The following is a 22,778-nucleotide window of genomic DNA, read 5'->3' on the forward strand; positions in this document are numbered from 1 at the left end:
GCGGGTCGCTCGAAACGATCAGCGCAGCGGTGTAAGCGACCACCTCGGCACACACGATGGGACATGCGATGGGGATCAACCGTCACTCCGAATCAACCGGCATCGCCGTGGTCACGGTCGACTACCCGCCGGTCAACGCCATACCATCCGACGGCTGGTTCACGCTCGCGGATGAGATCCGCGCGGCCGGGCGCGATCCGGAAACCAAAGTGGTGGTGTTGCGCGCCGAGAACCGCGGCTTCAATGCCGGTGTCGACATCAAGCAGATGCAGCGCACCCCGGGTCATCAGGCGCTGATCGACGCGAATCACGGCTGCTTCGAGGCCTTCGCGGCCGTCTACGACTGCCCGGTTCCGGTGATCGCGGCGGTTCAGGGCTTCTGCCTCGGCGGCGGCATCGGTCTGGTCGGCAATGCCGATGTCGTAATCGCCTCGGATGACGCGACTTTCGGACTTCCCGAGGTAGACCGCGGTGCACTCGGTGCGGCCACCCATCTGTCCCGGCTGGTGCCGCAGCATCTGATGCGCGCGCTGTTCTATACCGCGAGCACTATCACCGCACAGCAGTTGCAGCACTTCGGTTCGGTGTACCAGGTGGTGCCGCGTGCGGAACTCGACGCCGCCGCACTGGAAGTCGCCAAGAACATCGCGGCCAAGGACAGCCGGGTGATCCGGGCGGCCAAGCGGGCGCTCAATGGCATCGATGTGCAGGACGTGCACCGCAGTTACCGCTACGAACAGGGCTTCACCTTCGAACTGAATCTGGCCGGTGTCGCGGATGAGATCCGCGCGCGGTTCGACGACGATCTGGCCGCGCGCAAGGAAGAAAGCAAGGAAAACTGATGCGGGACAAGCGAATGTCGCTCGACGAGGTCGTCGGCGAACTGCGGAGCGGGATGACCATCGGCATCGGCGGCTGGGGCTCGCGGCGCAAGCCGATGGCACTGGTGCGGGCCATCCTGCGTTCGGATATCACCGATCTGACCGTGGTCAGCTACGGCGGACCGGATCTCGGTCTGCTGTGTTCGGCGGGCAAGGTGCGCAAGGCGTATTACGGCTTCGTCTCACTGGATTCGCCACCGTTCTACGATCCGTGGTTCGCCAAGGCGCGCACCGCCGGCGCATTGGTGGCGCGGGAGATGGACGAGGGCATGCTGAAGTGCGGACTGGAGGCGGCGGCCGCGCGTCTGCCGTTCCTGCCGATCCGCGCTGGACTCGGATCCGATGTCGTGAATTTCTGGGACGGTGAGCTGAAGACCGTCGCATCGCCGTATCCGGACCGCGACGGACGAACCGAGACGCTGATCGCGATGCCCGCACTGAATCTCGATGCGGCGCTTGTGCATGTGAATATCGGCGACAAACACGGCAATGCCGCGTACACGGGTGTCGATCCGTACTTCGACGACCTGTACTGCCTGGCCGCCGAGCGTCGCTACGTATCGGTGGAGCGCGTGGTGGAGACCGAGGAACTGGTGAAAGCCGTTCCACTGCAGTCGCTATTGCTCAACCGAATGCTGGTCGACGGTGTGGTCGAGGCACCCGGCGGCGCGCACTTCACCCTGGCCGCCGATAGCTACGGCCGCGACGAGAAGTTCCAGAAGCACTATGTGGAGTCGGCCAAGACGCCGGAGTCCTGGCGGCAGTTCGTCGACAAGTATTTGGCGGTTTCCGAGGACGAATATCAGGCCGCCGTTCGCGAGTTCGCACAGGAGGTGCAGAAATGACAGCATCGCGTAGCGATTCCGTGGGGGGTGGCGGTCGGACAGCGGGCGGGCCCTCGACCGAAACCGTCACCAGGGCCGAGATCTGCGCGCTGGCCTGCGCCGAGATCTTCAGCGGCGCCGGGGAAATCATGGCCTCGCCTATGTCGCCGATGACAATCATCGGTGCGCGGCTGGCCAAGTTGACCACCGAACCGGATCTACTGCTCTCCGACGGCGAGGCGCTGTTGTTCGCCGACACTCCCCCATTTGGCGGTAAGGCGCCGATCGAAGGGTGGATTCCGTTCCGGAAGGTGTTCGATGTGGTCGCCTCCGGTCGCCGCCACGTGGTGATGGGAGCCAATCAGCTCGATCGGTTCGGCAATCAGAATCTGTCGGCATTCGGTGCGTTGCAGCAGCCGACCCGACAGATGTTCGGTGTGCGCGGTGCGCCGGGCAACACCATCAATCACCCGACCAGCTACTGGGTTTCGCGGCATACCCGCCGGGTGTTCGTCGAGCAGGTCGATATCGTCTCCGGCGTCGGCTATGACAAGGTCGATCCGGCCAATCCGGCGTATCGGTTCCATCACCTGCACCGGGTGGTCACCAATCTGGGCGTCTTCGATTTCGAGGGACCCGACCACACGATGCGGGCGCGCAGTCTGCATCCCGGCGTCACCGCCGACGAGGTCGCCGAGAACACCTCGTTCGAGATCGCCGAACTGGCCGAGGCGGGCCAGACCCGGCTGCCGACCTCGGAAGAACTGCGATTGATCCGGGATGTGCTCGATCCCAAGAAGGTTCGGGAATCGGAGGTGCCATCATGACCGTGCTGCGGACGCCGCTGACCGAACTGGTCGGCATCGAACATCCGATCGTGCAGACCGGTATGGGTTGGGTGGCCGGGCCGAGTCTGGTGTCGGCGACCGCCGAGGCGGGCGGACTCGGGATTCTGGCCTCGGCCACCATGACATTCGCCGAATTGGAAGCCGCGATCGCGAAGACCAAGGCGCATACCGACAAGCCGTTCGGGGTGAATATCCGCGCGGATGCCTCGGATGCGCCCGAACGGATCGATCTGCTGATCCGCGAAAAGGTGGCCGTCGCGTCGTTCGCGCTGGCACCCAAACGGGAACTCATCGCCAAGCTGAAAGATGCCGGTGTGGTGGTGATTCCGTCGATCGGCGCGGCCAAGCATGCGGTGAAGGTCGCATCCTGGGGTGCCGATGCGGTGATCGTGCAGGGCGGCGAGGGCGGTGGGCATACCGGTCCGGTGGCGACCACACTGCTGCTGCCGTCGGTGCTGGATGCGGTCGATATCCCGGTTGTCGCGGCGGGCGGATTCTTCGACGGACGTGGTCTGGCGGCCGCATTGGCCTATGGCGCTGCGGGTGTCGCGATGGGTACGCGCTTCCTGTTGACCAAGGAGAGCACCGTGCCCGACGCGGTCAAGCAGGAGTACCTGAAGCGGCAGCTGCAGGACACCGTGGTCTCGCTCAAGGTCGACGGCATGCCGCACCGGGTGCTGAATACCGAACTCGTCGATCGCCTGGAACATTCGGGGCGCTGGCGGGGCCTGGTCGCCGCCGCTTCGAATGCGGCGAAATTCAAGGGTATGACCGGGATGAAGTGGTCGACCATGATCCGCGACGGTCTAGCCATGCGAAAGGCCAAGGACCTCAGCTGGTCTCAGGTCATCATGGCCGCCAATACCCCGATGCTGCTGCGCGCCGGACTCGTCGAGGGCAATACCCAGGCGGGCGTGCTCGCGGCGGGCCAGGTGACCGGCATCATCGACGACCTACCCACCTGTAAGGAACTCATCGACCGCATCGTCGCCGATGCCGTCGCGCGGATCGACACGATCGCGGCGCTCACCGCGGCAACCCCCAACGCGTCCTGATCGGAAGCAAACCCGAAAGGCCGCTCTCTGGAATCGCTTCCAGAGAGCGGCCTTTGGTGTTCTTGTCGTCTGCCACCTGGGCACTGGCGCAGATTTCGTGAAGGTACTGATCAGCGTTGTCAGCGTGCAGAAAGCACGTTCTGGGGAAACTCGCCTTCATAGTTGCCCGGCGGGTCGTAATTCGCCACGACATAGGTCTTCGAACCGTTGCATGCAACGCCGACCCCGAGTTGCTTGCTGCCTTTCCACACCACCTGTGTGAAGTGTCCGGTCTTCTCGCTGAACCCGGGTTTGCTGAAGTTGTAGTCCTTGATCTCGGCGTACCAGTCTTCGACCGTTGTCGCGCCCGTGACCTCCATCCCCTCCGCCATGTACAGATTCTCGCCGTACGGGCCGCCGGAATGCTTGAAGGTCCCCGAGCTGGCCAAGCTGTTCGCATAATCCTGAGCAACCCCGCTCAGTCGCTGATCCAACGTGAGCGGTGGCGAACCGTGCTCAGCTCGGAACTTGTTGTGCGCCGCGAGCATGTCCTGCGCGAAAGTCGCACCACCACAGTGATCGGCGGGCTCCACGGAGGCGGTCGCACTGGGCGCAATACTGCCGAGCACGAGGGCGGCACCAAGTGACAGGAACCAGATAGCACGCATAGCTGTCTCCTACGAAGAGTCAGTTCGGATGAGGCGAGTCGATCCGAATCGCACATTGTTGTGCCAGATCGCGGCGGTGAGCGCAAGCAGGGTCGTCGTCAGACGGTGACCGCTGATCTCACCCGGATTCGTGGTGATGGTAACGACCACAGTGTCCGGGCCGGTGTCCGCCGCCATCGGTTTTCAGGTAGAGCGCGGTGGCGAGGGTGTCGATGTCATTGCTCACAACTTTGATTCTTCGGCGCTCGCCCATACCGCACGTCGAACATGCTTCCCCGGCAACACATCTGACAGCCGAGCGGAACAGCGACAGTCACCGACAACAACCACCGAGTGTGGTGCGCGGCGCTCAGCTGAGACGTTCGATGATCGTCGCGTTTGCCGTGCCGCCGCCCTCGCAGATGGTGAGCAGGCCATAGCGGCCGTTGCGGCGTTCCAGCTCATTGAGCAGGGTGGCGAAAAGCTTTGCGCCGGTGGCGCCGAGCGGGTGACCGAGGGCGATCGCGCCGCCATTGACGTTCACCTTCTCCGGATCGGCGCCGATCTCCCGCAGCCAGGCGAGCACAACCGGGGCGAAGGCCTCGTTGATCTCGACGACATCGATATCGTCGATGGTCAGACCGGTCTTCTCCAGCGCCCACTTGGTGACCGGAATCGGGCCGGTGAGCATCATGATCGGGTCGGCGCCACGGGCGCTGACGTGGTGGATGCGAGCGCGCGGGCGCAATCCGTATTCCTCGACGGCCCATTCGGAGGCGAGCAGGGTGGCGCTCGCGCCGTCGGAGATCTGGCTGGCGACCGCGGCGGTCAGTGTGCCGCCCTCGGCGAGCACCGGCAGCGACGCCATCTTCTCGAGCGAGGTCTCACGCGGGCACTGGTCGATCCAGAAGTCGCCGACCGGTACGATTTCGCCGTCGAAGCGGCCGTTTTTGATGGCATCGCGGGCGCGCTCATGGCTGCGCAATGCCCAGCGCTCCATCTCTTCTCGGCTGATCTGCCACTTATCGGCGATCAGCTGCGCACCGTTGAACTGCGAAACCTCGGCGGTGCCATAGCGATGATCCCAGCCCTGCGCACCGACGAACGGCGAGTCGAAGCCATATTCCTTGCCCGCCAACATGGCCGCCGAGATCGGGATGGCACTCATGTTCTGCACACCACCCGCGACGATCACCTCGGCGGTGCCGCTCATAATCGCCTGTGCGCCGAAATTGATGGCCTGCTGGGAGGATCCGCACTGCCGGTCGACAGTGACGCCGGGAACTTCCTCCGGATAGCCGGCGGCCAGCCACATGGTGCGGCCGACATTGCCGGCCTGCGGACCGACATTGTCGACGCAGCCGACGATCACGTCATCGACCATCGCCGGGTCGATCGGGTTGCGGTCCAGCAGCCCACGCAGTGCCGCCGCGCCGAGATCGGCCGGATGCACGGCAGCCAGCGCGCCATTGCGCTTGCCGACCGGCGTACGCACCGCGTCGATCACATAGGCATCCCGCAGCGGGGAGTAGGGGCGGCGAGCGGATGGTGCTGACATGAGAACTCCTACTTGGTGATACCCGGCGGGCGCGCCAGGCCCGGAGGCGGCGGCTCGCGTAGCCACACCGGGCCCGCGACCGCCGATATGGCTATGGCACGGTGAGTCCATCGAGCACGATGGTCAGGTACTGCTTGGCGAGGTTCTCGACGGTGATCGCGCCGCCGGGCTCGTACCACCGCACGGCAACCCACACCGTGTCCCTGAGGAACCGGTAGGCCAATTCGACGTCGAGCTCCGGCCGGAAGCTGCCGTCCTCGACGCCATTGATCAACACCCGGTGCCACAGCTCGCGGAATTCGCGGTTGTAGTCCGCGATATAGGTGAACCGCTCCGAATCCCGCAGGCGCTTGGCCTCGGCCTGGTAGATCGCCACCGCGGCATGCGAGCGGTCGAAGGATTCGTAGGACGCGATCACCAAGGCCTCCAAGGTATCTCGCGAACTGATCCCGGCGGCCACGATCTCCCGGTACCGCCCGAACAGATCGTCGAGGAAGCCACGCAGAATCTCGTCGACCATCGACTCCTTGGAATCGAAGTGGTGATACAGGCTCCCCGAAAGAATCCCGGCCGCATCGGCGATATCCCGCACGGTCGTCGCACGCAGTCCACGCTCGGCGAACAGTTGGGCCGCCAGTGCGAGCAATTCGTTGCGCCGTGCTGATTTCGAGGCGTCTGGTGCGGTCACGCGACTCATAATACAACCAAGCATTTGCTTGGGCTAGGCTCCCCCGCCTCCCCGGGCCTTTAGGCGCCAGGCTCGGGTGCCATGAGATCAGCGTTGGCGACCACCGGTACTGATGGAGTTCCGTTAGCCCGTCCCCGACGAGTTACCCATGTACTCACGAAATCAGTCGATCGGGATGTCTCAGCGCATGGAATAGCGCAGAGGTGAGGAGACCGACAGGTCCGCGAGCAGTCGGTCACAGATGACAACCGGGGAAATACCCGCGCGAGCCATCCGCGCCACCAGCGCGAGTCGGCGCTCACAGCTGTCCCATTCGACGGTCAGCGGGCCGCGATCCGGGCCCGCGTCGACGGTGGCCATGACGCGCGGCGGACCGAACGGGACCGGCTCCTCGATGAGTTTGAGGATCATGCCGCGCTGCCAGGCTCGATAGGTATCCATATCCGCGCCGACGACGAGCTTGTCGGTAGCCGCGCACAGGCCTTGGGCGATCTCGTCGGCGAATGTCACGCGATCGAAGCGGAATTTGCGGCATTTGCGAATAACGTCGAGCAGATCCGCTCGCACCTCACACAGCACCGCCGTCTGCTGTCGCCGTCGACGTTCCTGTTCGGATCCCGATTCGGCCGCCAGCCCGATGCGGCAGGCGCGTTCGTGATCGCGTGCCATATCGGCACGCAACGCACCACGCGGATCGCGGGCGACCTCGGTCTCATCGATCGCGTATTGCTCGAGAATCTGCGTGGCCCGCGTCGCGGTCACGCGCTCGGACGTGTGGTCCATGAGTTCGGCACCGAGGGTGAGCGCCGCGAGCACCATGCTGTCCATCCGTCGCCTGGCCAGCACGACTTCGCGCACCAATTCGAGTTCCAGTTGTTCGCGGGCATGTGGGCGATCCAGCCCCATAGCCATCGCCCCTTAGGGGAGTGCGGGATTCGACCACTCCCAGCATGGCACACCCGGGCTGTGTTTTTGGCCGCGCGGGCGCGGCGGATTCGTGGGCTGTGTTGGATTTGCCGCGCCTGCGGCGCGGCGTGTTGCGGCCCCCTGCTGTCTCGCGACTGACCCTTTCGAGCGACCTGCAAGCAGTCGCTAGCGGCGCCGTCGAGACTCGCGACTTCGTCGCATGCGCTTCGACGACTCGGCTGAGTCGATAGCCGCGCCACCGCGCGGACACGAAACGGGCTGCGAACTCCTCGCTCATGAGGCTTGCTCAGTTGGGTTGGCGTAGGTCAAGCGCGCTGGCTGCTGATCGACACCACCTCGCCGGTGAGATAGGTCGTGTAGTCACTGGCCAGCATGGCGATGGTGGCGGCGACTTCCCAGGGTTCCGCGGCGCGGCCGAAAGCCTCGCGTTCGGAGAGGCGGTCGAGCAGTTCGGTCGAGCTGACCTTATCCAGGAAGGCGTGTCTGGCGATGCTCGGGGCGACGGCATTGATGCGGACGCCGAGTTCGGCGGCCTCGATGGCGCTGCAGCGGGTCAGGGCCATGACGCCGGCCTTGGCGGCGGCGTAGTGGGCCTGACCGTATTGTGCGCGCCAGCCGAGCACGCTGGCGTTATTGACGATCACACCGCCATGGCCCGCATCACGGAAGTAGCCGAGGGCGGCACGCGTGCAGCGGAAGGTGCCGTTGAGGGTGATATCCAGGACGCGGTCCCACTGTTCGTCGGTCATATCGACGACGGGGGTTTCACCGCCGAGTCCGGCATTGTTGACCATGATGTCGATGCGACCCAATGCCGTTGCGGCACCGCGGATCAGCTCGTTGACCTGTTCGGTGCTCTGCACATCGCACGCGATCGAGGCGACCTGGCGCTCCGGGAATTCGGCCTTCAGTTCGACCTCGGTTTCGGCGAGACGTCGCTCGTGCCAGTCGGATACGACGACATCGGCACCCTCGGCGAGCAGCCGGCGCGCGGTGGCTGAGCCAATGCCGGTGCCCGCCGCTGCGGTGATCACGGCATTGCGTCCGGTCAGCAGGCCGTGCCCCGGAATGGGCTGCGGCGCACTAGAACGCGGTCCTGTCATGGGCGAGCCTCCCGCGGCAGTCCGAGCACGCGCTCGGAGATGATATTGCGCTGCACTTCGTTCGAACCTCCGTAGATCGTGTCGGCGCGGGTGAACAGATACAGCCGCTGCCATTCGTTGAGATCGTCCTCGTCGGCCACCAGTCCGGCGGGCCCGAGCACGGCCATGGCCAATTCGCCGAGGCCGCGATGCCAATTGGCCCACAGCAGCTTCGAGACCGAGGCCTGACCGCCGTCGTCGGCGGTGCTGTCCTGCATGGTGCGCAGCGCGTGGGCGCGCAGGACGCGCAGGCCGACCCATGCCTTATCGATGCGATCGGCGATCAATGGGTCGTCGGCCGCGCCGGTACGGCGGGCCAGTGCCTCGATATCGGCTAGTTCGCGGGCGAAGCGGATCTGCTGACCGAGGGTGGAAATGCCGCGCTCGAAGGTGAGCGTGCCCATGGCGATGCGCCAACCGTCACCGGGTTCGCCGACGACCAGGTCCGCGGCGGTGCGAGCATTGTCGAAGAAGACCTCGTTGAATTCCGAGGTGCCGGTCAGCTGGATGATCGGGCGGACCTCGATACCCGGCTGATGCATCGGAACCAGCAGGTAGGAAAGGCCCTTGTGTCGGGTCGAACCCTTTTCGGTGCGCGCGACGACGAAGCACCAGTCGGCCACATGTGCCAGCGAGGTCCAGATCTTCTGGCCGTTGATCGACCATTCATCGCCGTCGAGCTGGGCGCTGGTGGTGATGGCGGCCAGATCCGAGCCCGCACCGGGTTCGGAGTAGCCCTGGCACCACAGCTCGGTCACATTCCGGACGCCCGGCAGGAACCGCTCCTTCTGCGCTTGGGTGCCGAAGGCCAAAATCGTCGGACCGAGCAGTTCCTCACCGACGTGGGAAACCCGCGCAGGCGCATTCGCTTTGGCGTATTCCTCATGGAAGATCACCTGCTGGCGCACCGAGGCCTCGCGCCCGCCCCACTCCTTGGGCCAGCCGAGGCAGGTCCATCCGGCGGCGGCCAAATGCCGGTCCCAGGCAAGGCGTTCCTCGAAGGCCTCGTGTTCGCGGCCGGGCCCGCCGAGTCCGCGCAACGCACGGAACTCGCCATCGAGGTTCTCGGCCAACCACTCGCGCACTTCTGCGGAAAACCGCGCGTCCTGTGCAGCGGTATCGGAATCTGAGGTCTGGATCGCAACCACGCCGGTAGGATAACCTACCAAGCACTTGCTTTGTTAGAGCCTGACCGCTTTATCTGGCAAAGGCAGCAAAAGACCCCGCCGACGGTGAGGACAACCGTGACAACCCCTGCACAAACGACACCTTTGGCACTGCACGATGCCGCGCGTACTTTCGGCACCGCGCCCGCCCTCGGCGATGGCGAGGTGCGGCTGGACTGGGCGCAGTTGCTGACGGCGGTGCAGGAGGTGGCGCGGGCGCTGATCGCCCGCGGCGTGCAATCGGGCGATCGGGTCGCCATGTGGGCGCCGAATACCTACCACTGGGTGATCGCCGCCTTGGCCACCCATTACGCGGGCGCGGCCTTGGTGCCGCTCAATACCCGCTATGTCGCCGATGAGGCCGCCGATGTGCTCGAGCGCGTCGAGGCCAAGGCGCTGTTTATCGCCGGAACCTTCCTCGACCGGGATCGACTCGCCGAATTGCGCTCCGCCGCACCGGAATTGCGCATTGATACAGTGGTGGTCATCCCCGTGGAGCCGGGCACCGAGACCACCGACGCCGCCGCCGTCAACTGGTCGCAGCTCGCAGGTATCGCCGAATCGGTCCCAGTAGCCGATGCCGTGCAGCGCGCCGCGGCCGTCGACCCCGACGATATTTCCGACATCCTGTTCACCTCCGGCACCACCGGACGCAGCAAGGGCACCCTGGTCGCGCATCGGCAGGCGCTGTCGGTGGTGCGGGCCTGGGCCGAGTGCACCACCTTGACCGGCGCCGATCGCTATCTGGTGGTCAGCCCGTTCTTCCACAACTTCGGCTACAAGGCGGGCATACTCGCCTGCCTGGTGACCGGCGCGACGATCATTCCGCAGGCGACCTTCGATGTGCCCGCGACCATGCGCCTGGTCGGCGCCGAGAAGATCTCGGTGCTGCCCGGACCCCCGACCATCTACCAGACCATTCTCGACTTCCCGGACCGGGACAACTACGACCTGAGCACCTTGCGCGTCGCGGTGACCGGCGCCGCGACGGTGCCGGTGGTATTGGTCGAGCGCATGCGCTCGGAACTCGATTTCGATGTCGTCATCACCGGCTACGGACTTTCCGAAGCCGCCGGATTCGGCACCATGTGCCGCGCCGATGACGATGCCGCCACCATCGCGGGCACCTGTGGCCGCCCCATCGCCGATTTCGAATTGCGACTGAGCCCGGAGGGCGAGGTATTGCTGCGGGGGCCCAACGTGATGCTCGGCTACCTCAACGATCCGGAAAGTACCGCCGAAACCATCGATGCCGAGGGCTGGCTGCATACCGGCGATATCGGCACGCTCGATGAACGCGGGTATCTGACGATCACCGACCGGCTCAAGGATATGTACATCTCCGGCGGTTTCAATGTGTATCCGGCGGAGATCGAACAGGCGCTGGCCCGGCTCGATGGCGTGGCCGAATCCGCCGTCATCGGAGTGCCGGATACCCGAATGGGTGAGGTGGGCAAGGCATTTGTGGTGCGCAAGCCGGACGCCGCACTCACCGAGGAACAGGTGCGCGGGCATGCGAGCAGCGTGCTGGCCAATTTCAAGGTGCCTCGATTCGTCGAATTCCGGGACCAGCTGCCCTATAGCGCCGCCGGGAAGGTGCTCAAGCGTCAACTACGTGAGGAGAAGTCGTAATGTCCGACGAGAACGGTGTTCCCGACGAGGGAGACGTCGTTACCTATGAGCGGCGCGGCCCGATCGCGATCGTCACGCTGAACCGGCCGGACTACCGCAACGCACAGAATTCGGTGATGACCTATGCCATCGATGCCGCGTTCGAGCGGGCCGTCGAAGACGCCGAGGTCAAGGTGATCGTCTTGGCGGGCAACGGAAAACACTTCAGCGCGGGCCATGACATCGGCACACCAGGGCGCGACCACCATGTGCGCTATCAGAACAAGGCCACGCTGTGGTGGGACCATGTGGGCCGGGTCGGCGGCGATCAGCGCTTCGCCCGCGAGACCGAGGTGTACCTCGGGATGTGCCGCCGCTGGCGGGAAATCCCCAAGCCGACCATTGCGATGGTGCAAGGCGCGTGTATCGCGGGCGGGCTCATGCTGGCCTGGGTCTGCGATCTCATTATCGCCTCCGATGACGCGTTCTTCTCCGATCCCGTTGTCCGCATGGGCATTCCGGGTGTGGAGTACTTCGCGCATCCGTGGGTGATGGGTCCGCGCGCGGCCAAGGAGTTCCTGTTCACCGGGGACCGCTTCGATGCGGCCCAGGCCAAGGAATGGGGCATGGTCAATCGCGTCGTGCCACGCGCCGAACTCGAGACCGAAACCCTCGCGCTGGCCGAAAAGATTGCCACCATGCCGCAATTCGGACTCGCGCTGACCAAGAAGGCGGTGAACCAGGCCGAGGATCTGATGGGTATGCGCGCGGGCATGGATTCGGTATTCGGCCTGCACCACTTCGCACATGCGCACAATGCCGAGGTCGGCGCCGATTCGCTTGGGGGCATGAACGCCAAGTCGATGAAGGCTACCGCGACGGCGGCCACCCAGTCGACGTCCGAGCAGAACAGGACAACGTAGTGGATCTGGATTTCGATCAGGCGACTCAGGAATTCCAGCGGGAAGTTCGCGAATTCCTCGCCGCCAATAAACCCGCGAAGCCGCTGCCATCGATGGATACCGAGGCCGGATTCGAGGCGCATCGCGAATGGGAGCGCACGCTCGCCGAGGCGCGACTGTCGGTCGTCTCCTGGCCTCGGGAGTACGGCGGGCGCGATGCCTCGCTGCTGGAGTGGGTGCTCTTCGAGCAGGAGTACTACGCCGCTGGTGCGCCGGGGCGGGTCAGCCAGAACGGCATCTTCCTGTTGGCGCCAACACTTTTCGAGCACGGCACGCCCGAACAGCTGGATCGGATCATGCCGCGGATGGCGCGCGGTGACGATATCTGGGCGCAGGCCTGGTCCGAACCGGAGGCGGGCAGCGATCTGGCCGGTATCCGCTCGACCGCGCGGCGCACCACCGGTGGCTGGCTATTGAGCGGTCAGAAGACCTGGAGTTCGCGCGCATCGTTCGCGGACTGGGCATTCGGGCTGTTCCGCAGCGATCCCGAGGCCGTGCCCGATGCGGCGGATGCGGGGCCCTCCGTGGGTACGCAGGCTGCCGGCTCCGGGCCTGACCGCAGCCGCCGGGGCCGGCACCGCGGACTCACCTATGTGATGTTCCCGCTGTCCGCGGATGGTGTCTCAGTACGGCCGATTCCGCAGTTGGACGGGGAGCCCGGATTCGCGGAAATCTTCCTCGACGATGTCTTCGTGCCGGACTGCGATGTGATCGGCGCACCCGGCGAGGGCTGGCGGGTCGCGATGAGCACGTCCAGCAATGAGCGCGGACTGTCACTGCGCTCCCCCGGCCGCTTCAGCGCCACCGCGCAACGACTCATCGGCCTTTGGCTCGACACCGGCGACCGCACCAATACCGCGCAGCGAGATGCGGTGGTGGACGCCTGGATCGGCAGCGAGGCATACCGGCTGCATACCTTCGGCACGGTCACCCGGTTGAACGAGGGCGGCAAGCTAGGCGCGGAATCCTCGATCACCAAGGTGTTCTGGTCCGAACTGGATATCGCCATGCACGAAACCGCGCTGGAGGTACTCGCCGGTGCCGCCGAACGGTCCGGACCGTGGACGGACGGCTATCTGTTCTCGCTGTCCGGCCCGATCTACGCCGGTACCAATGAGATTCAGCGCAATATCATCGCCGAGCGGCTGCTCGGACTACCGAGAGGGAGCAGCCGATGAGATTCGCGCTCAGCCCGGAACAACTCGACTTCGGCACCAGCCTGCGCAAGTTGCTCGACGCCGGACGCACTCCCGCCGCCGTGCGCAACTGGGCCGCGGGCGATTCCGAGCCCGGCCGCGGGCTCATCCGGCAGCTGGCCGGTGCGGGTGCGCTGGGTCTTGGCATCGAGGAGCGGCACGGCGGGATCGGCGCGGAGCCGATCGATCTGGTCGTCGCCTTCCAGGAGATCGGCCGGGCCGCGGCGCCCGGACCGCTGGTCGAGACGGCGGCCGCGATACCCGCACTGCTGCAAGCTCTTCCGGATACCGCACTGGCCGCACGCTGGCTGCCCGGGTTCGCGGAGGGAGCGGCGCTCGGCACGCTGGCATTCACCTCACCCGAACACGGCACCGTCGCGTTGGATGCGGACACCGCCGAGGTGGTGCTGATCGCCGAAGGTAATCAGCTCCGCACCGGACATCGCACGGAGCTGGTGCGTTCGGTCGATCCGGCGCGGCGGCTGTTCGTCGTCGAATCCGAGGTTGTTGTCGCCGAGGGTGCGCAGGTAGTCGAGGCGGTCGCGGCCGCCTTCGATACCGGTGCGCTTGCCAATGCGGCACAGTTGCTCGGCGCGGGACGGGCGCTGTTGGCGGCGGCCACCGAATATGCCAAGCAGCGCAAGCAGTTCGGCAAGCCGATCGGCGAATTCCAGGCGGTCAAGCAGAAGTTGGCCGATGTGCTGATCGGGCTGGATCTGGCCGAGCCGCTGCTGTACCGGGCGGCATTGACAATGGGTGCAGCCACGCGCGGGCGCGACGTCTCGGCGGCCGTTATCGCCTGCGGTGATGCGGCCTATCGGGCCGCGCGGGCGGCACTTCAGGTGCACGGTGCGATCGGGTACACCGCCGAGTACGACCTGTCACTGTGGTTGACCAGGGTGACCGCGCTGCGGTCGGCCTGGGGTACGCCGGATCTGCATCGTTCCCGGATTGCCCGCGCACTGCGCGATGAGGCGGTTCGGGACCGAGCGCTACGAGGTGCGAAATGACTACATCGCACAACGATTCGATGGCAGGTGGTGGTCGGGTGACAGGCGGGCCGAGCACTGAACATCAGGAATTCGTCGCCTCGGTCCGGGCGCTGCTCACCAAGCACGCCGGATCCGCCGCAGTGCGTGCGGCCATGGATACCGAACTCGGCTACGACGAGACGCTGTGGCGGCTGTTGTGTGAGCAGGTCGGCGTCGCCGCGCTCGCGATCCCGGAGGAATATGGCGGGTTCGGTGCGAGCCTGATCGAATCCCTGCTGGTGGTAACCGAATTGGGGCGCACGCTGGCCGGGGTGCCGATGCTGGGGGCGGCCGTGCTCGGTGCGCAGGCCGTGTTGTTGTCCGGTGACAACGAGGCATGTGAGCGGCTGCTGCCCGAGGTTGCCGAAGGTTCCCGCACGATCGCGGTGTGCTGGGCGGGGACCGGCGGCTGGGACGAGCCGGGTGTGCACTCCGAAGACGGAACACTGTCCGGCACAGCACATTACGTGCTCGATGGGCTGGCTGCCGACACCCTTGTCGTGGTGACCTCGAACGGCCTGTTCGAGGTCGATTCAGGTGCCGAGGGCGTCACCCGACGCGCCGTCGCGACGATGGATCCCACTCGCAAGCTCACCGAAATCACCTTTGCGGCGGTTCCGGCGCGGCGGCTCGGTTCGGTGGATCCGGCGCTCGTCGTGGTGCGGCTGCACGAAATCGCTTGGGCCGCGGTGGCCGCCGAGCAGGTCGGCGCCGCGCAGCGGTGTCTGGAGCTAACGGTCGAGTACGCCAAGTCCCGCGTGCAGTTCGGCCGGCCGATCGGCAGTTTCCAGGCGCTCAAGCATCGCATGGCGGATATGTATGTGCTGGTGGAGTCGGCCAAATCCGCGTCATATGCGGCGACGGTCGCTGTGGCGGAGCACAGCCCGTCCGCCGCGGAGGATGTCTGGGTGGCGCGGACGCATTGTTCGGAGGCATTCACGACCATCGTGGCGGAGATGGTGCAGTTACACGGCGGCATTGCCATTACTTGGGAACATGACGCGCATTTGTTCTTCAAGCGCGCACACGGTGATGCGCAGTTGTTCGGGCAGCCCCGCAGGCCACTCACCCCGACCGCCTGACCGTCACGCGCCCCGATGGAGTCCCGCTCCTAGGGGCGCTACGTTTGCACTGGTCATGTGGCATGGCGCAGCCCCCTGGCCATACATAGTTAGCGTATGCAATAATACTGCATGCAGCAGGCTCAGGTGGCAACAGCAGATGACATCGTGGTCAACCTACTAGTCACCGCGGGTCGGCTGACCCGGCTGGCCGGGGTGATCAGCGGCGACGATCTGCCGCGAGCCGTGATGCGCGCACTTGCGGTGCTCGACGAACACGGCGCGGTACGCGTCAGCGAATTCGCTCGCATCGATCGATGTTCACAGCCGGCGGCAACGGCGCTGATCGGCAAGCTCGTCGCGGATGGATACGCCTCCCGACGCAAGGATCCGGATGATTCCCGGGCCGTCGTCGTCGAACTCACCCCGGCCGGACGCACCCGTTTGACCCGTGCCCGCGGCGCCTTCGGCGGGGCGATAGCGGCGGAGCTCACCGGTTTCGATATCGAACGGCTGGCCCGGATGGAAAGCGATATGAAGGAACTGCTGAACGCACTGAAAAAGTCGGCACCGCGGCCGGTACCCGCGTCGCGATAGCCGATTCGGCTGGTCGGACCACCTTCCGGAGTACGGTCGGAGAGTATGACCGATGAGAAGCGTGGCCTAGTCAAGATAGCGACCAGCCAGAAGCGAGTCCGGGTCTACCTCGGCGGCCAGTTGGTCGCCGATACCGCCCGCCCGGTCCTGGTCTGGGAGAGTCCGCACTACCCGACCTACTATTTGCCCGTCGCGGATCTGCACGCGAAACTCGAGCCGAACGGCACCAGCGCGAAATCCCCGAGCCGTGGCACCGCGACCGGATACGACGTGGTCGTCGACGGCACCACCGCAGCCGGAGCCGCGGTGCGCTATCACGACTCCCCATTCACCGAACTGAACGACCTGGTGCGCCTGGACTGGAACGCCATGGACGAATGGTTCGAAGAGGACGAGCCGGTCTACATCCACCCGCGCGATCCGTACACGCGAGTCGACATCCTCGCCAGCTCCCGCCACATCCGCGTGGAAGTCGACGGCACCACCGTGGCCGACTCGCACTCACCCCGCATCCTCTTCGAAACCGGCCTCCCCGCAAGGTATTACCTCCCCCTGACCGATGTCCGCCTCGACCTACTGAAACCGTCGCAGACCCACACCGGCTGCCCCTACAAGGGCACCGCCGAATACTGGACCGTCCGCATCGACGGCAAGGAATACCCGGACATCGTCTGGGGCTACCGCACCCCGTTCCCGGAAAGTCAGAAGATCGCGGGCCTGGTCTGCTTCTACAACGAGAAGGTCGATATCTACCTCGACGGCCAACTCCAAGAGCGCCCCAAAACCCCCTTCAGCTGACGTTTCCGCATCAGATCGCAACGACCTCGAGCATGCTTTCGAGCCCACGGAAATCCGAGCAGGTGCGCATCGTCGACACCGATAATCGCGTGCCCGTCGGCGAGCAGCGCCTCGCGGGCGGCGGACATGAATGTCACCGGATATTGCCGCCTACGGCGCCCGTCGCTTGTCTCGCCAGCGTCGTCTTTCCGACTCCGGCCTCGCCCGTCAATATCGCACCGACACATTCGGTTCCGGTGAGTGCCGCGCGGATCGCTTCGAACTCGGTCTCGCGCTCGATCATCGGCCAGTTCCGAGCCATAGCTCTTACTGTAGTTCGTCACCGATCATGATCGACGACAACGAACGATGAACGGGCACACCGGCTCCGCTGTTTCGGCCCCTAACCGAGCACGTCGTGCCGGACAATGGTCTGGTCACGCCCGGGACCGACGCCGATACAGGAAATGCGGGCGCCGGACAGCTCCTCCAGCCGCAAGACGTAGGACTGGGCGTTGGCCGGCAGCTCCTCGAACGTCTTGACATGGGAAATGTCCTCCCACCAACCGGGCATCTCTTCGTAAATCGGCTTGGCGTGGTGGAATTCGGTCTGGGTGGTCGGCATCTGCTCGACCCGCTTGCCATCGATTTCGTAGGCGACGCAGATCGGCACCCGCTCCAGACTCGACAAGACGTCCAGTTTGGTGAGGAAGTAGTCGGTGATGCCGTTGACCCGGGTCGCGTAGCGCGCGATGACCGCATCGAACCAGCCGCAGCGGCGGGCCCGGCCGGTGGTCACGCCGACCTCACCGCCTTGCTTGGCCAGGAATTCACCGAAGTTGTCGAATAGTTCGGTCGGGAACGGACCCGAACCGACGCGGGTGGTGTAGCACTTCAGGATGCCGAGCACCGTCGTGATCTTGTTGGGTCCGACACCCGCGCCGACCGCCGCACCACCCGAGGTCGGGTTGGACGAGGTCACATACGGGTAGGTGCCGTGGTCCACATCGAGCAGGGTGCCCTGCGAACCCTCCAGCAGTACCGTCTCGCCGCGCTCGAGCGCGAGATTCAGTTCCAGGCGGGTGTCGGCGATGCGGTGCTTGAAGCTATCCGCCTGTCCGAGCACCTCATCGACCACTTGTTGCGGATCCAATGCGCGACGGTTGTAGATCTTCACCAGGACCTGGTTCTTGAACTCCAGGGCCGCCTCGACCTTCTGGGTCAGGATCTTCTCGTCGAGCACATCGGCGACGCGCACCCCGACCCGAGCGACCTTGTCCTGGTAACACGGACCGATGCCGCGACCGGTGGTGCCGATCTTCTTATTGCCGAGAAAGCGTTCGGTGACCTTATCGATGGCCACGTGGTACGGCATGATCAAATGCGCGTCGGCCGAGAGCAGCAATCCGGAAGTGTCGACACCGCGCTCCTCGAGCCCGGCCAGCTCGGCGAGCAGGACGCCGGGATCGACCACGACACCATTGCCGATGACGTTCGTCACGCCCGGGGTGAGGATGCCGGACGGGATCAGATGCAGTGCGAACTTGTCGCCATTGGGCAAGACAACCGTGTGACCGGCGTTATTACCGCCTTGGTACCGGACGACCCATTGCAACCTGCCACCGAGCAGATCGGTTGCTTTGCCCTTACCCTCGTCGCCCCACTGGGCGCCGATCAGGACGATTGCCGGCATGCTCGTGTCTCCTACGGTTCGACGCGCAACAGCCATCTGTTGCAGCTACCTGCCGTATTGAGGCGGTGGCCGGAAGCACAGTCTACCCAATGCCCAGTTGCGTTCCGGCGTCCGTCCGGATCACATACGACGGTCGATGTGTTACGCACCCACCAGAGTGCGAGTCTTATGAGCGACGTTCGCGGCCCGTCTCGCGGCCGAGTCATCGAAGCGCATGCGACGAGTCGCGAGTCTCGACGGCGCCGCTAGCGACTGCTTGCAGGTCGCTCGAAAGGGTCGGCCGCGAGACAGCAGGGCCGCGAACACGCAGCGCCGAAGGCGCTGCCAATCAAACACAGCTATGGTTGCGAGGCACTGGCGGACCAGCTGGGGTCCGCCTACAGGTGGCGAGGGTGACCGACAGGTTGTCGGCCGAACCGAGGAGGGTGTACGGCAGTTTGAGTACCCACGTTCTCCGTTGCGACGGCGCACCGGTACCCATCGCCCTCGCGTCGCTGCCGCTCTCCCAGACGACCGCCATCGCGGAAAACAGCGTTATCGATGAGCTATTGCCAGTCCTGGCCGCCGACAGCCTGCCCCGGCTGATCGTGCTCGGCGACGATGCCGCCCTGGCCTCCGTGCTGACCCATCTGATGCGGACCGAGCGACTGCATGTGGAGATCGGGTACGTGCCGGTCGAGAAGACCTACGGCTCGCGCGCCTACCAGACCGGCACCGGCAATGCCGCCGCCAGACGGGCGGTGGAGGGCCGGGCCGTCGAAACCCCGCTGATCCGCGACGACACCGGAACCGTGCTGGTCGGGCGGGCCGAGATCACCGGCCTCAACGGCGAGAAGCTCGAGGGCGAGGCTTTTGTGGATGACGCCCTGTTGTTCTCCGGCAAGGTCAACGCGATGGTCGTCTCGCCCATGTTGGATATGCCGGGGGTCCGGGCGAGCGTGCAGAAGAACATCATCCGCAGGCGCCGCTGGCTGGAAGGGCGGGCCGCGCAGCTCGGCACGCCAGGGGCGGTGGTGACCAGGGACGGCATCACCAACGATCGGGTGCTGCCGCGGTCGTCGTTCTATCGACATCACGAAAACTGGCTGCTGGTGCGTTGACAATGCGGTTCCCGAGAGACGGCCGGCCCGGACTGGGTGTTTCGCGGCGGCCTAGCCCGATATTCCTGCTGGTGATCGCGATCGCGGCGGCCGGTGGCGCGCTCGCGTGGAACGCCGATGTGCAGTCGACACGGGCGAAATTCGGAGTATTTCTGCTCGTCGTATTCGGCTGGATCGTCACGCTGTGTCTGCACGAATTCGCGCATGCGTATACAGCGTGGCGGGCGGGCGATCGTGAGGTGGAGCTGCGGGGTTACCTCACGCTGAATCCGCTGAAGTACAGCCATCCGCTGCTGTCGATCGTGCTGCCGATGGTGTTCATCGCGCTCGGCGGGATCGGCCTGCCGGGCGGTGCGGTGTACGTGCACCCGCACAATGTCAGCGCGCGTATGCAGCGGATCATCAGCGGTGCGGGGCCCGCGGTGAACGCTATCTGCGCGGTGCTGTTGCTGGTGGTTGTGCGGTTCTTCGGCAGTGACACTTCGCACCGCGCGTTCTGGTACGGCCTGAGCTTTCTGGCGTTTCTGCAAATCACCGCAACGCTTTTGAACATTCTGCCGCTGCCCGGGTTGGACGGGTATGGCGTGATCGAGCCGTCGCTGAGCTATCAGACCCGGCGGGCGCTCGATCAGTTCAAGCCGTTCGGCATGCTGATCGTGTTCGCGCTGCTGTTCACGCCCTCGATCAACACGGTGTTCTTCGATGCGGTGTACTCGCTGTACGAGTTGTCCGGGGTCGATGCGAACTGGTCGCGGTACGGCAGCTTCCTGACGCGGTTCTGGACCTAGCCGATATGCTGGTCGCCCGGTCCGACCTGCCGGACCGGGCGACCTCTTCGTACGACCATATGGCCGGTAGGGCGGTTCGCCGTCAAGCGAAGCGTCCAAACCGCGCTACCCCTCGTAACCGCGGTTGCCGTTCGAGGCTATGACCGCGGGCGGGGGCGAACACGAGTAGCGGACTACGTGAAGATCATGATTCCGGCGCCGGAGACCGCGTTCGCTGTCCACATCGGCGGGAAATGTCCGAAATCCGCCGAGTAGTCGGCTCATGCCGCCGGCGGCACGTGCGGATTCGGGACGGTCGGGGGCAGCAGGGCCATGGCCGAAATGCGCTGCATGCCGCAGACCTGCATGAGATCGACCAGCATGGAGCGCATCTGCGCGAAGACGACGTGGGCCGAGAGTCCCGCGCCCGCAACGAGTTCCGGTCGCGCGCCCTTGGCGACACCGCGCAGCACCCGGGCGGCCTCGGCCTGATCCGGCTGCTGGCCGGGATCGGCGAGCATCATCCGACGCACCACTTCGACGGCTTGGGCCAAGCGCTCCATTTCCTCGATCAGTCGCGGGTCCAGGATTTCGTCGTCTTGGACCAGGGTGAGCGAACGGCGCAACAGCACCCGCGTATTGCGGACGGCATTGTCGAGCGGGTCGGCGGTGGCACGGATGCGCTCGAGGCGCTGGCGCGAATTCCAATAGAGCGGGGAGATTCGGCTGATCTCCCGACCGCCCTCCAGGCTGGAGCGCAGGCCATCGATTTGGGGCTGAGTAGCGCGGGCCGCGGTCAAGGAGGTGCGGATCTTCTCCGAGTCCTGTTCAAGTAGACCGTCGGCACACTCGTGCAGCGATTTCGCCATTACCGCAAGGACTTCCGCGGCTTGCTCGCGGGCCCGGCGCACTGGATGCATCGGTATCGATGCGACCACGACCACGCCGACCAACCCGCCGACGAGTGCGTCGATCATGCGCGAGAAGCCACCGCCCGCCGACGGCGGCAGTAGCGTCGCGACCAGCACCGCCGAGCTGGCGGCCTGCATGGTGATGATCGAACCGCCGTCCAGGAATACCGCGAGCGCCATGGCCACCGCGACGACCAAGGCGATCTGCCAGACGCCGGTGCCCGCGCGGGTGATGAACAGGTCGCCGATGCCGATGCCTACCGCGACGCCGACCACCAACTCCACCGACCTACGCAGCCGGGCGCCGAACGAAATGCCGATCGAGACCACAGCCGCGGTCGGTGCGAAAAAGGGCACCGTATGCCCGACTATCTTGTGCGCGATAAACCAGGCAAGCGCCGCGCCGACCGCGCACTGCAGAATCGGCAATGCGGAAAGTCGCAATCGCGCCCACGAGCTGCGCAGCTTCTGCATACTGCTGGCACGGGCGACCCCAACCGGAGAGTTCGGGCCGAGCCCACCCGTCGCCCGACCACCACCCCTCATCGAATCGCTATGCGGTGCTGCAACCACTCAGTCGAGGCCTAGCTCACCCGCGGCGCGTGGGTCGCAGTCTTCCAGCAGGTCGAGACAGCGTGCGTATTCTTCGGTCTCACCGACCGCACGGGCCGCCCTGGCCAGCGCGGCGACACTGCGTAGGAAACCGCGATTGGGTTCGTGGCTCCACGGCACCGGCCCGAAGCCCTTCCAGCCATTGCGTCGCAAGAGATCCAGGCCGCGGTGGTAGCCGGTGCGTGCGAATGCGTACGCGGCGACGATGTCGTGATTGACCACCCGCGTGTCACCCTCGGCCCCGCCGCGCTGCAAGGCGGCCTCCGCGAGATGGGCCCAGGCGATCGAAGCCGCCGGATGCGCGGCCGCGACCTGCACCGGATCAGCATTGTTCAGCAGCGCCTCCTCCGCATCGGAGTCTTCGGGCAGGAGTACCGGTTGCGGTCCGAGCAAGTCACCGAACGAGGTCATACGGTTCATTGTGCACTGTGCGCGCGGGTCGCGCCGATACGACGTTGCCCTGGCTGAGCAGTATCGGGCCCTTCCCCCCACCCGCCACCATCGAGCCGGACGAGGCCGAGCACTGCGCAGGGGAACCTCACAGTTGACGGCATTGCTGGCTAGGCTGACCGTCGAGGAGTTCAACTGTTCCGCCCGAGCGAAGGGTTATAGGTGTCCGACCCGAACGACCAGAAGAGCCCGGCACGAAATCCCGGCCGCCCCGCGGAAGCGGGAGCCGACCCGCGCCCAGCCGCGCCCGCGGACCGGACACCCGCATCGTCCTCCAACCCTCCCGAACCCGGTA

The 22,778-nt window shown here is 65.4% G+C and carries 22 protein-coding genes and 1 pseudogene; 13 read left to right on the forward strand and 10 right to left on the reverse strand.

Annotation, left to right across the window (positions count from 1 at the left end; genetic code table 11):
• The first annotated feature begins 68 nt into the window (after nucleotides 1–68).
• Genes AB0L63_RS08745 through AB0L63_RS08760 form a run of 4 tightly spaced genes read left to right on the forward strand, consistent with a single transcriptional unit; the run spans nucleotide 69 to nucleotide 3,608 of the window.
• The gene (locus AB0L63_RS08745; RefSeq protein ID WP_364496669.1) at nucleotides 69–842 is read left to right on the forward strand and encodes an enoyl-CoA hydratase family protein; all 774 of its coding nucleotides are present in this window, start codon (nucleotides 69–71) and stop codon (nucleotides 840–842) included.
• Complete coding sequence (locus tag AB0L63_RS08750; RefSeq protein WP_364496671.1) at nucleotides 842–1,726, forward strand: CoA-transferase; 885 nt, start codon at nucleotides 842–844, stop codon at nucleotides 1,724–1,726. Before AB0L63_RS08745 ends, AB0L63_RS08750 begins: the two co-directional genes overlap by 1 nt.
• Complete coding sequence (locus AB0L63_RS08755; protein WP_364496674.1) at nucleotides 1,723–2,532, forward strand: CoA-transferase; 810 nt, start codon at nucleotides 1,723–1,725, stop codon at nucleotides 2,530–2,532. Before AB0L63_RS08750 ends, AB0L63_RS08755 begins: the two co-directional genes overlap by 4 nt.
• Nucleotides 2,529–3,608, forward strand: coding sequence for a nitronate monooxygenase (locus AB0L63_RS08760; RefSeq protein WP_364496676.1), 1,080 nt, complete (start codon nucleotides 2,529–2,531; stop codon nucleotides 3,606–3,608). The genes AB0L63_RS08755 and AB0L63_RS08760 overlap by 4 nt, the downstream gene beginning before the upstream one ends.
• 119 nt (nucleotides 3,609–3,727) lie before the next feature.
• On the opposite strand, the gene AB0L63_RS08765 is transcribed toward AB0L63_RS08760, so the two are convergent.
• The 6 genes from AB0L63_RS08765 to AB0L63_RS08790 form a co-directional block, all read right to left on the reverse strand.
• Nucleotides 3,728–4,255 (reverse strand): CAP family protein, encoded by a 528-nt coding sequence (locus AB0L63_RS08765; protein ID WP_364496679.1) that lies wholly within the window; start codon nucleotides 4,253–4,255, stop codon nucleotides 3,728–3,730.
• Between the two features lie 349 nt (nucleotides 4,256–4,604).
• The gene (locus tag AB0L63_RS08770; RefSeq protein ID WP_364496911.1) at nucleotides 4,605–5,756 is read right to left on the reverse strand and encodes an acetyl-CoA C-acetyltransferase; all 1,152 of its coding nucleotides are present in this window, start codon (nucleotides 5,754–5,756) and stop codon (nucleotides 4,605–4,607) included.
• Between the two features lie 127 nt (nucleotides 5,757–5,883).
• Nucleotides 5,884–6,489 carry a TetR/AcrR family transcriptional regulator gene (locus AB0L63_RS08775; protein WP_364496682.1) on the reverse strand — a complete coding sequence of 202 codons (606 nt, stop codon included), beginning with the start codon at nucleotides 6,487–6,489 and terminating at the stop codon, nucleotides 5,884–5,886.
• A gap of 171 nt (nucleotides 6,490–6,660) precedes the next feature.
• Nucleotides 6,661–7,386, reverse strand: coding sequence for a hypothetical protein (locus AB0L63_RS08780; protein WP_364496684.1), 726 nt, complete (start codon nucleotides 7,384–7,386; stop codon nucleotides 6,661–6,663).
• A gap of 326 nt (nucleotides 7,387–7,712) precedes the next feature.
• On the reverse strand, nucleotides 7,713–8,510 hold the full coding sequence (locus tag AB0L63_RS08785; RefSeq protein WP_364496687.1) for an SDR family oxidoreductase: 798 nt from the start codon (nucleotides 8,508–8,510) through the stop codon (nucleotides 7,713–7,715).
• Nucleotides 8,507–9,697: an acyl-CoA dehydrogenase family protein gene (locus tag AB0L63_RS08790; RefSeq protein WP_364496689.1), complete on the reverse strand. Its 1,191-nt coding sequence runs from the start codon at nucleotides 9,695–9,697 to the stop codon at nucleotides 8,507–8,509. Before AB0L63_RS08790 ends, AB0L63_RS08785 begins: the two co-directional genes overlap by 4 nt.
• 96 nt (nucleotides 9,698–9,793) lie before the next feature.
• Here AB0L63_RS08790 and AB0L63_RS08795 point away from each other — a divergent pair, with 96 nt between their 5' ends.
• From AB0L63_RS08795 to AB0L63_RS08825, 7 genes are all read left to right on the forward strand, one after another.
• Nucleotides 9,794–11,347, forward strand: a complete 1,554-nt coding sequence (locus AB0L63_RS08795) for a FadD3 family acyl-CoA ligase (RefSeq protein WP_364496692.1) — start codon at nucleotides 9,794–9,796, stop codon at nucleotides 11,345–11,347.
• Entirely contained in the window at nucleotides 11,347–12,249 is a 903-nt protein-coding gene (locus AB0L63_RS08800) for an enoyl-CoA hydratase (protein ID WP_364496694.1), read from the forward strand. The genes AB0L63_RS08795 and AB0L63_RS08800 overlap by 1 nt, the downstream gene beginning before the upstream one ends.
• Entirely contained in the window at nucleotides 12,249–13,466 is a 1,218-nt protein-coding gene (locus AB0L63_RS08805; protein WP_364496697.1) for an acyl-CoA dehydrogenase family protein, read from the forward strand. The genes AB0L63_RS08800 and AB0L63_RS08805 overlap by 1 nt, the downstream gene beginning before the upstream one ends.
• Nucleotides 13,463–14,494 (forward strand): acyl-CoA dehydrogenase family protein, encoded by a 1,032-nt coding sequence (locus AB0L63_RS08810; protein ID WP_364496700.1) that lies wholly within the window; start codon nucleotides 13,463–13,465, stop codon nucleotides 14,492–14,494. The genes AB0L63_RS08805 and AB0L63_RS08810 overlap by 4 nt, the downstream gene beginning before the upstream one ends.
• The gene (locus tag AB0L63_RS08815) at nucleotides 14,491–15,597 is read left to right on the forward strand and encodes an acyl-CoA dehydrogenase family protein (protein WP_364496702.1); all 1,107 of its coding nucleotides are present in this window, start codon (nucleotides 14,491–14,493) and stop codon (nucleotides 15,595–15,597) included. The genes AB0L63_RS08810 and AB0L63_RS08815 overlap by 4 nt, the downstream gene beginning before the upstream one ends.
• Before the next feature lie 126 nt (nucleotides 15,598–15,723).
• Complete coding sequence (locus AB0L63_RS08820; RefSeq protein WP_364496705.1) at nucleotides 15,724–16,173, forward strand: MarR family transcriptional regulator; 450 nt, start codon at nucleotides 15,724–15,726, stop codon at nucleotides 16,171–16,173.
• A gap of 45 nt (nucleotides 16,174–16,218) precedes the next feature.
• Nucleotides 16,219–16,971, forward strand: a complete 753-nt coding sequence (locus AB0L63_RS08825; RefSeq protein WP_364496708.1) for a DUF427 domain-containing protein — start codon at nucleotides 16,219–16,221, stop codon at nucleotides 16,969–16,971.
• Nucleotides 16,972–17,027: 56 nt separating this feature from the next.
• Here AB0L63_RS08825 and AB0L63_RS08830 read toward each other — a convergent pair.
• Both AB0L63_RS08830 and AB0L63_RS08835 read right to left on the reverse strand, forming a co-directional pair.
• Nucleotides 17,028–17,272, reverse strand: a pseudogene (locus AB0L63_RS08830) (hypothetical protein); the annotation flags it as partial.
• An 81-nt stretch (nucleotides 17,273–17,353) separates the two neighbouring features.
• Complete coding sequence (locus tag AB0L63_RS08835; RefSeq protein ID WP_364496711.1) at nucleotides 17,354–18,643, reverse strand: adenylosuccinate synthase; 1,290 nt, start codon at nucleotides 18,641–18,643, stop codon at nucleotides 17,354–17,356.
• 437 nt (nucleotides 18,644–19,080) lie between these two features.
• Here AB0L63_RS08835 and AB0L63_RS08840 point away from each other — a divergent pair, with 437 nt between their 5' ends.
• Nucleotides 19,081–19,743, forward strand: coding sequence for a hypothetical protein (locus AB0L63_RS08840; RefSeq protein ID WP_364496714.1), 663 nt, complete (start codon nucleotides 19,081–19,083; stop codon nucleotides 19,741–19,743).
• A gap of 2 nt (nucleotides 19,744–19,745) precedes the next feature.
• Nucleotides 19,746–20,531 carry a site-2 protease family protein gene (locus AB0L63_RS08845; protein WP_364496717.1) on the forward strand — a complete coding sequence of 262 codons (786 nt, stop codon included), beginning with the start codon at nucleotides 19,746–19,748 and terminating at the stop codon, nucleotides 20,529–20,531.
• Between the two features lie 260 nt (nucleotides 20,532–20,791).
• On the opposite strand, the gene AB0L63_RS08850 is transcribed toward AB0L63_RS08845, so the two are convergent.
• Complete coding sequence (locus AB0L63_RS08850) at nucleotides 20,792–21,895, reverse strand: FUSC family protein (RefSeq protein WP_364496719.1); 1,104 nt, start codon at nucleotides 21,893–21,895, stop codon at nucleotides 20,792–20,794.
• Nucleotides 21,896–21,994: 99 nt separating this feature from the next.
• Nucleotides 21,995–22,444 (reverse strand): DUF3151 domain-containing protein, encoded by a 450-nt coding sequence (locus AB0L63_RS08855; RefSeq protein WP_364496722.1) that lies wholly within the window; start codon nucleotides 22,442–22,444, stop codon nucleotides 21,995–21,997.
• Nucleotides 22,445–22,778 lie beyond the last annotated feature (334 nt).

Origin of the sequence: Nocardia sp. NPDC051990, assembly GCF_040680755.1 — a bacterium.
In the GTDB taxonomy this organism is placed as follows: Bacteria; Actinomycetota; Actinomycetes; order Mycobacteriales; family Mycobacteriaceae; genus Nocardia.

What these genes read in the sequence shown, in the direction of transcription:
- AB0L63_RS08850 (WP_364496719.1), bottom strand. Translation starts at nt 21,895, where the DNA reads ATGCAGAAGCTGCGCAGCTCGTGGGCGCGATTGCGACTTTCCGCATTG.
- AB0L63_RS08815 (WP_364496702.1), top strand. Translation starts at nt 14,491, where the DNA reads ATGACTACATCGCACAACGATTCGATGGCAGGTGGTGGTCGGGTGACA.
- AB0L63_RS08750 (WP_364496671.1), top strand. Translation starts at nt 842, where the DNA reads ATGCGGGACAAGCGAATGTCGCTCGACGAGGTCGTCGGCGAACTGCGG.
- AB0L63_RS08780 (WP_364496684.1), bottom strand. Translation starts at nt 7,386, where the DNA reads ATGGGGCTGGATCGCCCACATGCCCGCGAACAACTGGAACTCGAATTG.
- AB0L63_RS08755 (WP_364496674.1), top strand. Translation starts at nt 1,723, where the DNA reads ATGACAGCATCGCGTAGCGATTCCGTGGGGGGTGGCGGTCGGACAGCG.
- AB0L63_RS08855 (WP_364496722.1), bottom strand. Translation starts at nt 22,444, where the DNA reads ATGACCTCGTTCGGTGACTTGCTCGGACCGCAACCGGTACTCCTGCCC.
- AB0L63_RS08825 (WP_364496708.1), top strand. Translation starts at nt 16,219, where the DNA reads ATGACCGATGAGAAGCGTGGCCTAGTCAAGATAGCGACCAGCCAGAAG.
- AB0L63_RS08765 (WP_364496679.1), bottom strand. Translation starts at nt 4,255, where the DNA reads ATGCGTGCTATCTGGTTCCTGTCACTTGGTGCCGCCCTCGTGCTCGGC.
- AB0L63_RS08785 (WP_364496687.1), bottom strand. Translation starts at nt 8,510, where the DNA reads ATGACAGGACCGCGTTCTAGTGCGCCGCAGCCCATTCCGGGGCACGGC.
- AB0L63_RS08835 (WP_364496711.1), bottom strand. Translation starts at nt 18,643, where the DNA reads ATGCCGGCAATCGTCCTGATCGGCGCCCAGTGGGGCGACGAGGGTAAG.
- AB0L63_RS08810 (WP_364496700.1), top strand. Translation starts at nt 13,463, where the DNA reads ATGAGATTCGCGCTCAGCCCGGAACAACTCGACTTCGGCACCAGCCTG.
- AB0L63_RS08845 (WP_364496717.1), top strand. Translation starts at nt 19,746, where the DNA reads ATGCGGTTCCCGAGAGACGGCCGGCCCGGACTGGGTGTTTCGCGGCGG.
- AB0L63_RS08800 (WP_364496694.1), top strand. Translation starts at nt 11,347, where the DNA reads ATGTCCGACGAGAACGGTGTTCCCGACGAGGGAGACGTCGTTACCTAT.
- AB0L63_RS08775 (WP_364496682.1), bottom strand. Translation starts at nt 6,489, where the DNA reads ATGAGTCGCGTGACCGCACCAGACGCCTCGAAATCAGCACGGCGCAAC.
- AB0L63_RS08745 (WP_364496669.1), top strand. Translation starts at nt 69, where the DNA reads ATGGGGATCAACCGTCACTCCGAATCAACCGGCATCGCCGTGGTCACG.
- AB0L63_RS08760 (WP_364496676.1), top strand. Translation starts at nt 2,529, where the DNA reads ATGACCGTGCTGCGGACGCCGCTGACCGAACTGGTCGGCATCGAACAT.